10 protein-coding genes and 1 pseudogene are annotated in these 12714 nt (G+C 52.0%); 1 reads left to right on the plus strand and 10 read right to left on the minus strand.

Annotated elements, in window-relative coordinates; genetic code table 11:
• Positions 1–20 precede the first annotated feature (20 nt).
• The 7 genes and pseudogenes from brxC to pth form a co-directional block, all read right to left on the minus strand.
• Positions 21–3662 (minus strand): BREX system P-loop protein BrxC, encoded by a 3642-nt coding sequence (gene brxC, locus B3229_RS12275; RefSeq protein WP_286871055.1) that lies wholly within the window; start codon positions 3660–3662, stop codon positions 21–23.
• 11 nt (positions 3663–3673) lie between these two features.
• A complete protein-coding gene (locus B3229_RS12280) occupies positions 3674–4276 on the minus strand; it encodes a DUF1788 domain-containing protein (RefSeq protein WP_286871056.1) in 603 nt (200 codons plus the stop codon).
• Between the two features lie 2 nt (positions 4277–4278).
• The gene (locus B3229_RS12285; RefSeq protein ID WP_286871057.1) at positions 4279–4875 is read right to left on the minus strand and encodes a DUF1819 family protein; all 597 of its coding nucleotides are present in this window, start codon (positions 4873–4875) and stop codon (positions 4279–4281) included.
• Between the two features lie 501 nt (positions 4876–5376).
• Positions 5377–5994, minus strand: a pseudogene (locus B3229_RS12290) (Fic/DOC family protein).
• Positions 5995–6174: 180 nt separating this feature from the next.
• Positions 6175–7368, minus strand: coding sequence for a tyrosine-type recombinase/integrase (locus tag B3229_RS12295; protein ID WP_286871058.1), 1194 nt, complete (start codon positions 7366–7368; stop codon positions 6175–6177).
• 214 nt (positions 7369–7582) lie between these two features.
• Complete coding sequence (ychF, locus tag B3229_RS12300; protein WP_033747685.1) at positions 7583–8674, minus strand: redox-regulated ATPase YchF; 1092 nt, start codon at positions 8672–8674, stop codon at positions 7583–7585.
• 102 nt (positions 8675–8776) lie between these two features.
• Positions 8777–9364 (minus strand): aminoacyl-tRNA hydrolase, encoded by a 588-nt coding sequence (gene pth, locus B3229_RS12305; RefSeq protein ID WP_048786408.1) that lies wholly within the window; start codon positions 9362–9364, stop codon positions 8777–8779.
• Between the two features lie 263 nt (positions 9365–9627).
• Here pth and ychH point away from each other — a divergent pair, with 263 nt between their 5' ends.
• Positions 9628–9897, plus strand: a complete 270-nt coding sequence (gene ychH, locus B3229_RS12310; protein WP_033747679.1) for a stress-induced protein YchH — start codon at positions 9628–9630, stop codon at positions 9895–9897.
• A gap of 59 nt (positions 9898–9956) precedes the next feature.
• On the opposite strand, the gene prs is transcribed toward ychH, so the two are convergent.
• The 3 genes from prs to lolB all read right to left on the minus strand — a co-directional run bounded on the left by prs (position 9957) and on the right by lolB (position 12519).
• A complete protein-coding gene (gene prs, locus B3229_RS12315) occupies positions 9957–10904 on the minus strand; it encodes a ribose-phosphate diphosphokinase (RefSeq protein WP_006118899.1) in 948 nt (315 codons plus the stop codon).
• A gap of 137 nt (positions 10905–11041) precedes the next feature.
• Entirely contained in the window at positions 11042–11899 is an 858-nt protein-coding gene (ispE, locus tag B3229_RS12320; RefSeq protein WP_286871075.1) for a 4-(cytidine 5'-diphospho)-2-C-methyl-D-erythritol kinase, read from the minus strand.
• Positions 11896–12519, minus strand: a complete 624-nt coding sequence (lolB, locus tag B3229_RS12325; protein WP_033747670.1) for a lipoprotein insertase outer membrane protein LolB — start codon at positions 12517–12519, stop codon at positions 11896–11898. Before lolB ends, ispE begins: the two co-directional genes overlap by 4 nt.
• Positions 12520–12714: the final 195 nt, after the last annotated feature.

The following is a 12714-nucleotide window of genomic DNA, read 5'->3' on the forward strand; positions in this document are numbered from 1 at the left end:
GCGCCGCCCTGAAATGGGGGTTACTGAAGACGAATCCGGTCACCTGCCTCAATGGCTGCCAGCAGGGCAGCACGAAGCGTATCAAGCGCTTTTTCCACCTGCTCAGCGGTTTCCAGCACTTCACCACCGGTGGCTTTGCGCATCTCGCTGGCGACATTCACCAGATGCGTTTTTTTCGGTACCGGTTGGATAACGGGTTTTTCTACCACAACATAGGTCTGCTGTGATTCTGCAGCGCGTGTAGCTTCATTTGCTGCTCGTAGCTGGGCTTCTTGTTTTTTACGCAGCTCGTCAATCCACTGGTTAATCTTCTTCTCGGCATCTGTTTGCAGCGCTTTCGTCTCTTGCTGTTCAGCCAGAATTTCCGGAATCGACTGGCTGACCTCGGCGCGTTTTCTGGCTTTTTGCATCGGCAGCAGAACACTGTTTTGCAGCTCTGACGTGGCGTGTGCTTCCTGCAAGCGTTGACGGCTCTCCTCAATGCGGGCATCAATGCGTTCCAGGGCGTGCTGGCGGTGCCGTTCCACTAACTGATGATTGACGTTCTGGACCTGTTCAATCAGTGGTGTGATGCGATTGAGATGTTTATAAGGCTCCGGCATCTGCCAGATGCTTTCCAGAGCGCCCAGCGCTTTTACCGCCACGGCGTCTTTTTCCAGCGCGCTACGGTTGGATTTAAAGCTGCCATTCAGTGCAGCCCCCAGCTTTTGCCAGGTAGCGAACTGCTTGCGGTAGAAATCAACTAAATCTTCGCGATTTTCGCTGAAATCCAGCAGCTCATTGGCCTGGCTGGTGACCTTCTCAATCAGAGCAAAATCTTCTTTTTCACTGAGAATGGAATTCAGCAGGCACATGCCTGACTCAATCTCTTCTTTTCCTGGATTGTTGCCACCTTCAGCCTTCGCTCTGAAGACATTCAGCTCTTGCTTCCAGTCATTGAAGACCTGGCGGATATGTTCAACCAAGGCCGGTTCTTCACGTTCGCTAAACGGCTGTTGGGCAATTTCCGCCATAGTTTGTGCGGCTTTGCGAATTTGTGATTCGTCGTGACGACGAATTTTGTGCAAACGTAGCTCGCTGTGGCGACGGCTGTTATTGAACAGTTCCCACACCTGCTTACGCTCAATATTGTTATTCTGCTGGCTAAAGCTGAATTTGCCCTTGCGCGCCAGACGTGCAACCAGCAGCTTCACTTCTTCTTCTGGCCATCCATAAGGACGACGAGCAAAGTGGTTCAGAATATCGCGCAAATAGACTGGTTTATTGAACTCGATGTTCATGCTGACCCAGGTTTCTACTTCACGCATCGCGTCGGGATTGCATTCTTCTGTGTCGCCCAGATCCAGTTCGGCATCATTCTCTAGCGTAAGCTGTTGGTTAATTTCACGTGCGATTTCACCGTTATAAGGACGTAGCATTTTTAGCTTACCGAACGTGTTTTCAATCACGTAACGGCAGGCTTCATCCACAATGCTGGACGGCGTTGAGGATTTCTTCGGTAAACGCTCTCCAATCGCCCAGACCTCAGCTTCGGCAATAAGCGACTCCAGCTGTACGCGAAGCATTTTCTCACGAACACTGTTCTCGCGGGCTTTTTCTGAAAGCAAGCTGGCCTGCTCCGGACGTTGCCCGGCATTGTCTCTGAGGAATTTTTCAGTCTGGACAACTAAATCGATATCAGTCCAGGTGCGCCCCTCATCAGGCAGGCGAATCAAAATACAGCCATCACCTTCCGAAGTATAAGGACGGCAGGCGGCATCGCTGTTATAGAACGTATAGCTCGGATCTTTTGGCGTGAGGATCTTCACCACCAGATCGTTAAGCATTGCACCGTCCAAAGGATGCCCGTTCAAGAAGCGGCTGATATCAAAGTCCTGCTTATTCGCCGGGTAGCGATACTTACGGTTTTTCAAAATGTCATCAAAGATGATCGATGCCAGTTTTTTATTGATTGCAGAGAAATCGACTTCAACGTTGCGGATCTCGTTCTCGATCTCTTTTTCTTCGTTGGTTAGGAACACGTATTTGTCTTCAACACGTGCAATCAACATTTCCCGTTCCAGCTTGTTCAGGCTTTTCTCAACGCGACGGCGTAGCTCGACTTTATCGGTATCGATTTTGTCTATCGAAAGGGTGACAAGGTTATCTAATGTACTTTTCAGCACATCGACATAGCGGATCAAAAATAGCGATTTCAGTAAGTTGCCATCGAACTCATCAAGGATGCCATTCTGGCAAGCTTGTGTGATGGTGCGGCTGACGGCCGGTTCCAGGAAGCTCTCAATCGCGGCATAAAAACGCCAGAACGGCACCAGAGAATCCAAACCCTGCGGGGCGATTTGCTGTGCCGCAGTCTGGAACGCTTCTAACTGTGATCGTTCCCCCATGGCTAACTGTTTACCGGCGGCACCTTTGGTCCGGATAGACTCAAAAACCTTCTGCAGAATTTGGTAGTGCCATGGGACAAATGGGTAGTTATCAATAAATTCTTCTTCGCTGATATAGGGACGCAAAGAAGCGGTGGTTGTGGGATCAAAGGCAAGTTGGTTGCGCAGAATGTCGCCTTTTTCCAGCCAGACTTTAGCTAGTGTAGGTTTTGCAGCATCGGTTTTCACCAGCAAACGTTTTTGGATAACTTCGGAGGTGTTGGAGCTTGAAAGCTGTAAACGGGTAGAGAAACGGCCCTGAATTTTAGAGAAGTCTTGTCCATCCCGACTGCTCATCCCACCAATGGCCGCATTAATATCCGCTTGGGAGGTAACAATAACCCATGCGCGTCCACCACAGATAACACCAAGATTTTCAGTGATAGTCTGCAGCTTCAACATCATCTGCGTATTTTTACCGATGAACTGGCCGACCTCATCCACCATGAAGAGGATATTTTTGCCGTTTTCATCCAGCCACTCTTTGACCCACTGGCAAAAATTATTGATATCTAATGGGAAGTTCTTATCCAGCTGTTCCACCCATTGACGCGAGGCGTCAACGCTTTGACCTGTGGCCTGGCTTAGGGCTTCTGCCATTTCATCGCTGATGAAATAGTAGGAATCGCGTTCTTTTTCCCAGCTTGATCCAGTGATAGTTGAGAATGCGGTCTTAAACGCGTCGTATTGGCCGCGTTTAGCCAGCTCACGCTCCAGATGGGCGATGTGCGGAAAATCAGCGCAGTAGCCAACCCGTTCGTTAAACACCTTCAGGAAGACTTTAAGGATGGCGTCTTCTTTATCATCGACGTTAGCACGAGAATCAATATTAAACAGAATCACTTCCGTCGGATGATGGACCGCTTTGTTGATATCAGCGAGGAACAGAGCATCTTTGATTTTGTCTTCAAAGAAGGAGTATGCATTACGTTCCGTACCGTTATGGCTGACTTTGCGGTTAGACAACAGATACGACAGAATCTTGATAAAGTGTGATTTACCTGAGCCAAAGAACCCTGAAACCCATACGCCAATTTTGTTTTCCATGCGTATGCGCTCCGGACCGGTTGCCGGAACATAAGATTCGAAGAAATGGCGAAGATGCTCTTCCAGTTCCCGGGTGATGACGTATTCATCAAGCTCAATCCAGGCACTGGCATCGTCCGTCTGCTCGGCTTTTACAACGCCATTGATGTTTCGGTCCAGACGTTTCTCAAAGATCTGTTCAATATTCATTGCTGTGCTCTTTAACGAGGATTCAATGTCGCCGCAGGCCAGCTTTCGGGTACCAGCCTGAAGGCGCGATAATAATTTCGGGAATCAATGCCTGCCAATGGAGAGAGATCGTGTCCACTATAGGTTCCCGGATAAAACATCAACAGAGGGGTAAAACCCATCACGTCCTGCAAGGCGCTCATCAGCTCATGGCCACGAACCAGCGGCCAGGCATTCCCCATACCCGTCAGAATGACAAATTCTTGATTTTGAAGATCGACTTTTTTTGCTATGTAATCCGCGATCTTTTTCTGGTTTAACAAGCCTACCAGCTGTTTTTTCAGTGCTTCGGTACCCACTTTCACTTCTTGCTGACAGACGCGCCCAAGTAACCCACGTTCAGTGAGCATGTCGATAATGACCTGAAAGATATTTAGATGCGCGAACTTATGGTCTTTTTCCAGGTTACGGAACAGATATTTCAGGTGTTCACGCACCTGTAGCTCATTCTGAGCGGGGTAATCAAAAATCCAGAAACCAATTTCATTACCGGAGCCGTTATTTTTGAGGAAACGATCTTCGCTAATACGGCTCTGAACCTGTGAAAGGCGGTATTCAAGCACGGGATCGATCACCGTTAGCCCTCCAGAATAGAAACCAATTCTTGTTGTCCAAGGCGCTGTAAGGTCGCCTGAGTTTCTGGTAAAAGAAAGACTGACTGGAGATTACGTCGACGCGGTGTATCCAGATAACCCGCTTCAGCCAGTGCTTTGATCAGGTTGTTACCCATTTTTTTTATGGATGAATTTGAGTAACTGGTGAGTATGGGCTGCTGACGAAGATGGCTGGTCACGAACTCATCCCAGCTATCCATAGGGAGCTTTTCTTTAAATTGTCTGCGCAGGTCGTTCACCACTTCAGCCAAGAAGTCTTTCACAACCGGTGAATGGAGGACCAGAGCGACAAACAGCAATTGCTGACGCTCGCGCTCGCTCCCTTCCGCAATAAGTGACCACGCCGCTTTATCAAGCGTATTCAGGCGTAGTTTTATCGTTGTGGCATAGCGCTTCGCCGTATTGGCAGAGGAAGCTTGGAGAATGTTATGACCCACGATCTGCTCTTGCCAGGTCTGTTCATCGGGATTGGTAAGCATGAACTCAGCGATGATTCGACTTTCCCTGCTCATCAGCGGCCCGCCTAGCAGGTCTCCAATCCATGTTTTGTCGTAATTCATCGTTATAGTTACCCTCAGAAAACTGCAAGCCAGCTCGCAAAAAACAAGGAGGGATTGTAAAGCTTAGGTGGAAGGATGTCATGGGTTGAATCGCAAGGAAACGCCATAGAATGCCTGTATTTTTTTGCCATCAGGCACAGGAGAGGCCACAGTAAGTTGCTAATCGCGTGTAATTTTTATCGTAAATATGGCATTATCGAATGCTGACCCACTTGTGGTTTTGCCCATTCTCTGTTGTCAGAGTAGCAGCGTTTGTTGAAGCCATTTGCCAAAGACATGCAGATCTCAGCAATACTGGATATAATGTAAACAGTTAATTTGTTAATCAAGAGCCGCTATGAGCAACAACAAAAAAAATTATGTAACGTACGCTAAGCCGTCTCGTATGGACATTGTGCGTTCTGTGGCGACGTCTACAGCTGTTGAAATAGGCCAGCCCTCAGCCAGAGTTAAAGCTTCTCTGGAAGCCGCGCGCAAAAAGTTTGCCCATCTTCGACTTGCCTAATCCTTTCTTAATGCCTCACTGACCCAGTGTTTCATCGGCTCGTAGTCCATTGATACACCTGCATAGATAGCCGAGATATACTGGGTTTTGCTTTGCTCCCAGCTTTGATAATCCAGCGGTTTGTATCCTCCCTGAATGGCCATAACGTCGGCTAATAGTCGCGACAGGCGTCCGTTTCCCTCTCTGAATGGATGGCTAAGTATCAACTCGACATGGGTGATGGCGATAGCGGTGATGAGTTGTTCTTAATCCATGCCGCTACATGGTGTGAAATGAGCAAGATACTTGGTATCGAATTCGTTCAGCATTTTTGGCAACTGCGCTGATGGGGCAAACATAAAGCCGCCTTTGCTAATATTAACCACTTTTTCTTGTCCAGCCCACTCGTAGATGTTACCTAACCAGCGGCGATGCCAGCTTTTTAGCATGGCTACGCTGAGCTGTCCTTCCGGGAACTGTTCTTCAAAAACAGACTGGTAGAGTTGTTCTAACAAGACAAGTTCAGCCTCATCCATCTCATCAGAAGTAGCGAGCCCCAGCTTATTAGCCAAAACTTGTTCGCCAGAGTCTTTCTCATACTGGCCTTCACTGCTGGATACATGGTATCGGCTCATGGAGATGCCCTGTGTTAATAGAAGGATGGGAAAACAAAGGGAGTATAACGCTGGATGAGTACAGCAAACAATATTCTTAAAATCAGATAGTTAAAAAAATTGCAGGTTAAAATGTAGTTTTTATTCAATTGTGGAAAATAATCGTTAATAATCAGCATTAACACACCAATGCATCATCGTTTACGAAACATCAGTACTAATGTCAGTGCTTCTTACCCATACATCAAGCTTATCTGCCCATTCCTGCATCATCACTTCACGTTCACCAAGATAGGTCGCATGATTATATGTGCGACGAACATTGTTGGTATCAGCATGCGCAAGCTGAGCCTCGATAGCATCTGGCCGATAACCCATCTCATTTAAACGCGTACTCCCTGTAGTTCTGGTGGCATGGGGGCTGTAAGTGCCACTCCAGCCGAGATTTTTAAGTAGTTGACGTAGAGAGTGCGATGTCATTGGACCTAGCGGATTATCTCTGCCCGGGAAAAGGTGCTGCCGATGCCCGGTTAATCCCTGTAGCGTTCTGAGCATTTTGACAGCTTGGGAGGGTAGGGGAATAACATGTTCTCTTCGGGCTTTCATTCGCGCTGCCGGAATGGTCCACAGGGCGTTATCAAGATCGAATTCTGTCCATTCTGCTTCGGTGACTTCTGCAGGACGCGCCAATGTCCACCACATAAGCCACATGCAATAGTTAACTTGATACGAGCCACGACTATTGTCAAAACAGCTTAATAACTTTCCGATTTGCTGAGGATTCAGTGCCTGTTTGTGCTGTGTCTTATTGGCCGGAAGAGCTTTGCGCACCGGCCAGACAGGATCACTATCAGCTCTAAGTGTCGCTACTGCCAACTCGAAAACTGATGAAATGGTTCGACGGGCTTCAGCGGCAACTGTCGGTGCTCCTCGTTTAGCAGTTTCCTGAAGAATTTTAAGAATGTGGTGTGGGGTGATCTCTCTGACCGATAGCTTACCGATTGCGGGGAAAACCACACGTTCAAGCATATCCAGTCGCCGCGTTTTGGTGATTTCGGCCCAGTCTTTCATCTGCAACCACTCTTTGGCGATCAGCTCAAAGGTGTTGGATGCGTCGTTGAACTTGCGGATCTTATCTAACTGGCGAGCATGTGTCGGGCTAACTCCATTCGCGACTTGTTTACGCGCTTGCTCACATTTCTCGCGAGCTTCGGCAAGTTTGACCGTCGGGTACTCACCCAACGCGAACATGCTGGATTTGCCGTTGAGTTTAAACCGATAGCGCCATGCCTTTTTGCCGTTGGGTTTCACTTCGAGGTAGAGACCATTGAAGTCATTGAGTCGATAGAGTTTTTCTTTCGGCTTAGCAGTGCGGCATTGCGTATCAGTGAGCATAGCGAGTCCTTGTTTATTTCTTATACCGCTATTGTACTCACCTAAAATGAAGATGGAAACTGATTGTACTCATCCCTGAACTCATTTTTGGCTGCGCTATTATGAGATGAGCTGAGACATTATGAAAAGAAAAATCCACACAACCGCGTGGATTTTATAGGTTTTTACATTTTTTATGCGATTCACTGAGATCGCATGAGACAACAGAAACGAATTAGACGTTAAACAGGAAGTTCATCACATCGCCATCTTTAACGATGTACTCTTTCCCTTCTGAACGCATCTTGCCCGCTTCTTTCGCGCCCTGTTCGCCTTTATAGGCGACAAAGTCGTCAAACGCGATGGTCTGCGCGCGGATAAAGCCTTTCTCGAAGTCGGTATGGATCTTGCCCGCCGCCTGCGGCGCGGTAGCGCCAACCGGGATGGTCCAGGCGCGTACTTCTTTCACGCCCGCGGTGAAGTAGGTCTGCAGGTTCAGCAGGGCGTAACCGGCGCGGATTACGCGGTTCAGGCCCGGCTCTTCCAGACCCAGCTCGGCCATAAACTCGGCGCGATCTTCATCGTCCAGCTCGGCGATATCTGACTCAACGGCGGCGCAAACCGGCACCACCACGGAGCCTTCCGCTTCAGCGATGGCGCGCACCTGGTCGAGATAGGGGTTGTTCTCGAAACCGTCTTCGTTGACGTTAGCGATATACATGGTCGGCTTCAGCGTCAGGAAGCTCAGGTAGCGAATCGCCGCTTTCTCATCGGCGTCCAGCTTCAGCGCGCGCAGCATACCGGCGTTTTCCAGATGCGGCAGGCACTTCTCCAGCGCGGCCAGTTCAACTTTCGCGTCTTTGTCGCCGCCTTTGGCTTTCTTCTGCACGCGCTGAATGGCGCGCTCGCAGGTTTCCAGATCGGACAGCGCCAGCTCGGTGTTGATCACGTCGATATCTTCCGCCGGATCCACTTTGCCCGCGACGTGAATGATGTTTTCGTTCTCGAAGCAGCGCACCACGTGGCCGATCGCTTCGGTTTCGCGGATGTTGGTCAGGAACTGGTTGCCCAGGCCTTCACCTTTCGACGCGCCTTTTACCAGGCCCGCGATGTCGACGAACTCCATGGTGGTCGGCACCAGGCGCTGCGGTTTGACGATCTCCGCCAGCTGATCAAGGCGCGGATCCGGCATCGGCACCACGCCGGTGTTGGGCTCAATGGTGCAGAAGGGGAAGTTAGCCGCTTCGATGCCCGCTTTAGTCAGCGCGTTGAACAGGGTGGATTTACCGACGTTCGGCAGGCCCACGATACCGCATTTGAATCCCATGGTTGGTTACCCTTCTAACTTGAGGTGCAACGCCTGCTGCAGGCATTGCCGGAAACGAAAAAATTTGGCGCATTATACACAGAAATCGCGCGGGCAGGGCGTTTAGCTCGCCTTGAACGCGTGTAGCCGGTTCATCGCCTTCAGGCGATCCTCTTTCAGCCACACTTCGGTGCAGCGCGCCGCTTCATCAATGGCGTCGTCGATCAGCTTCTGCTCGCTGGCGGGCGGCTTGCCCAGCACAAACCCCGTCACCTTGTTGCGATCGCCCGGATGGCCGATGCCGATGCGCAGGCGGTGAAAGTTATTGTTGTTGCCCAGCCTGCTGATGATGTCCTTCAGGCCGTTATGGCCGCCATGGCCGCCGCCCTGTTTAAACTTCGCAACGCCTGGCGGCAGGTCGAGCTCATCGTGCGCCACCAGAATCTCTTCCGGCGCGATGCGGAAAAAGGTCGCCATCGCCGCCACGGCCTTGCCGCTGAGGTTCATAAAGGTGGTCGGCACCAGCAGACGCACATCTTCGCCCGCCAGGCTGATACGCGCGGTATAACCGAAGAATTTCGCCTCTTCCTTTAGCGACTGATTATGACGCTCCGCCAGCAAATCGAGGTACCAGGCGCCGGCGTTATGCCGCGTGGCGGCGTACTCCGCGCCGGGATTGGCCAGGCCCACAATCAGTTTAATGCTGCTCACGATGATTATCCTGCTCAGGTGGTGAAAAGGCGTTAGTGTACTTCGCGGCAGAGAAGAGAACAAACTTAGCTACAGCGATATGGTTACGTCGCGTGATTAACTATTTTGTTATTTAAATCAAGCTTCTGAAGGTAAATTTAGGTCAGCCTTTATTAGGGTTTGTGATCCTGGACGCAATTTGTCCGCAGGTCATTGCCTAAACTTATGACAAGTTAACATTATGTGCGGTTTGTTTGGCTTGTTCATATGGACAGAGGTGAGTTATGAAACATCAACATTGTCGGAAAGCAGGAAACGTCCTGATGATCGTGGGGCTGGTGGTGATGGTCTCCAGCATCATCTTCTCCGTGCTTAATCAACTGCCGAGCATTCAGATGCCGGCGCTGCTGGCGCAGGGCGCTATCCTCGGCATCTTTATCGGCGCGCTGCTGTGGCTCGCCGGCGCGCGCGTCAGCGGGCGCGAAAGGATCGAAGACCGCTACTTCTGGCACCGCCACTATGACGAACGCTGCCGCCGCACGCCGCACCACTGATCCCTTCTTCCAGCCATAAAAAAACCGGGCGCATGGCCCGGTTTTTTATTTAGCGAATCTTAGTGCTCAAACATCGCCGAGATGGACTCTTCGTTGCTGATACGACGGATCGCTTCAGCCAGCATGCCGGAAAGCGTCAGGGTACGAACGTTCGGCAGCGACTTCATCTCTTCAGAAAGCGGGATGGTGTCGCAGACGATAACCTGATCGATAACCGATTTACGCAGATTCTCCACCGCGTTGCCGGAGAAAATCGGGTGAGTCGCGTAGGCGAAGACGCGTTTCGCGCCGCGCTCTTTCAACGCTTCCGCCGCTTTGCACAGCGTGCCGCCGGTGTCGATCATATCGTCGACCAGCACGCAGTCACGGCCCGCCACGTCGCCGATGATGTGCATCACCTGAGACACGTTCGCGCGCGGACGACGTTTGTCGATGATAGCCATATCGGTATCGTTGAGCAGTTTGGCGATCGCGCGAGCACGCACGACGCCGCCGATGTCCGGAGAAACCACAATCGGGTTTTCCAGACCAATTTGCAGCATGTCTTCCAGCAGGATTGGGCTGCCGAAAACGTTATCAACCGGGACGTCAAAGAAGCCCTGGATTTGCTCGGCGTGAAGATCGACCGTCAGAACGCGATCGACACCAACGCTGGAAAGGAAATCCGCGACCACTTTAGCGGTAATCGGCACGCGAGCGGAGCGCACGCGGCGGTCCTGGCGGGCATAGCCGAAGTAGGGAATAACCGCGGTAATACGACCAGCAGAAGCCCGACGCAGCGCGTCGACCATCACAACCAGTTCCATCAGATTATCATTGGTGGGAGCACAGGTGGACTGGATGATGAAAATATCACCACCGCGTACATTTTCATTAATTTGTACACTCACTTCGCCATCGCTGAAACGGCCCACTGCGGCGTCTCCGAGGCTGGTGTAAAGGCGGTTGGCAATACGTTGTGCTAGTTCCGGGGTGGCGTTACCAGCAAATAGCTTCATATCAGGCACGAGAAGAACCTCAGGCTTGGCGTCCAGAGAATGAACGGCGTTACGGTAACCGGCGCATACCGCAGCGCATGTTCATACGGGTGTGTTAATGCACAGCGTGCAGCGTCTGGAACAGGGTGACACTGTCACACATGCGCTTACAGCCCGGAAAGGGTGCGATGCAGAGGCGAGACGTTAACGCCTCGCGCGACAAATCCGCATACCCATTTCGGGGCGAGTTCCAGCACCTGACGAGCGGCTGACTCGGTGTCAAATTCGGCAAACACGCAAGCGCCAGTGCCAGTCAGGCGCGACGGCGCGTATTCTAGCAGCCAGGAAACAAGCTCATCAACCTCGCGAAAACGTTTTCTTACTACAGCCTCACAATCATTGTGAAAGGGTGTCGATAAAAGCGCCGCCAGCGAGCGCGTCGGCGAATCGCGCGTAAGTTGCGGATCGTTAAACACCAGCGGCGTCGGAACGCTCACGCCCGGATGTGCCACCAGGTACCATTTCTCCGCCGGATCGGCCGGCTGCAGCTGCTCGCCGACGCCTTGGGCAAAGGCGGCGAAACCTCTGACGAACACCGGCACGTCCGCGCCAAGCTTAATGCCCAGCTCCGCCAGCGCCTCCAGTGAGAAACCGACGCCCCACAGGTGATTGAGCGCCACCAGCACGGTGGCGGCGTTCGAGGAGCCACCACCCAGCCCGCCGCCCATCGGCAGCCGCTTTTCGATGGCGATCTGCGCGCCGGCGTCGGCCGGCAGTCGGTGCTGCGCCTGCGCCGCCTGGCGCAGCGCCGTTGCCGCGCGAACAATCAGGTTGTCGTCATGGGCGACGCCGTCGACCGGCGTAGTCAGGCTGACGCGGCCGCTGCTGTCCGGCGTGATATGCAGGCTGTCGCCGTAGTCGAGAAACTGAAACAGCGTCTGCAGGTTATGGTAGCCGTCTGCGCGACGGCCGGTGATATAGAGAAACAGGTTGAGCTTTGCCGGAGCGGGCCAGGTGGTGATCATTGCAGGGTCCAGCTATCCATACGCAGTTTGATGCGCTGGTCGCCTTCGCGCAGCTCCAGGTTCGCCGGCAGCGGCGGGGTGGATTTGCTGTCGTAATCCTGAATCGCGACCTGCCACTTCTGGCCGTTGCTGCTGTAGTTCAGGCTTTTAAGCTGATAATTGCTGTTGAGCTGATAGTCGCTGGCGTCGCCCGGCAGGCCCATCATCCACTGGCGCAGGTTGGCGAGCGGAATATCCATGCCGGTCAGCTGAGAGATCATCTTCTCCGCGTCGTTGCTGACGTAGCGTTTGCCTTTGTTATCCACGATCTGTACGGTGTCGCCCTGAGCGTCGAGCTGCAGCTCGGTGCTGCCCAGCGGGTTGGTCAGCAGCAGGCGATAGCGGTCCGGGGCGGTCTGCTGCCAGTTAAAGCGCGCGTAGACTTTCTGCTTGTCGGAAAGATAGGCGAAGGCGCCGCGTGTCTGGTAGTGCGTGACTTTCGCCACTTCCTGCTGATGCTGCTGCCACTGCGGCGCGGTCGTGCTCGGGCCTGGGCCCTGAGGCTGATTAACGGCGCAGGCGGTGAGCAGAACGCTCGCCAGCGGCAAAAGGCGCAACATAGTGCGTGGTGAATAGGTCATCACGTGGTCATCTCCTCGGACACGTTTTTAATTCGTAACGGTTAACGCTAGCGATCCGCTTATAAACCGTCAATGCCGATTACAGTAAAATTGCGCACGATCAGTTTAATCTTATTACAGTCATAGCCTTTGTATGGCTTTTCATGATCTGCCGCATCTTGTAGAATGCGCATCACAAAACCCTGACATTATTGG

It is taken from the genome of Pantoea sp. UBA5035, from assembly GCF_002415245.1.
Taxonomy (GTDB): Bacteria; Pseudomonadota; Gammaproteobacteria; order Enterobacterales; family Enterobacteriaceae; genus Pantoea; species Pantoea septica.

Bases quoted from the DNA above. Each gene is read 5' to 3' on its own strand.
- brxC (WP_286871055.1), bottom strand. From the start codon at position 3,662: ATGAATATTGAACAGATCTTTGAGAAACGTCTGGACCGAAACATCAAT.
- ychF (WP_033747685.1), bottom strand. From the start codon at position 8,674: ATGGGATTCAAATGCGGTATCGTGGGCCTGCCGAACGTCGGTAAATCC.
- ispE (WP_286871075.1), bottom strand. From the start codon at position 11,899: ATGATCACCACCTGGCCCGCTCCGGCAAAGCTCAACCTGTTTCTCTAT.
- ychH (WP_033747679.1), top strand. From the start codon at position 9,628: ATGAAACATCAACATTGTCGGAAAGCAGGAAACGTCCTGATGATCGTG.
- B3229_RS12285 (WP_286871057.1), bottom strand. From the start codon at position 4,875: ATGAATTACGACAAAACATGGATTGGAGACCTGCTAGGCGGGCCGCTG.
- B3229_RS12295 (WP_286871058.1), bottom strand. From the start codon at position 7,368: ATGCTCACTGATACGCAATGCCGCACTGCTAAGCCGAAAGAAAAACTC.
- lolB (WP_033747670.1), bottom strand. From the start codon at position 12,519: ATGACCTATTCACCACGCACTATGTTGCGCCTTTTGCCGCTGGCGAGC.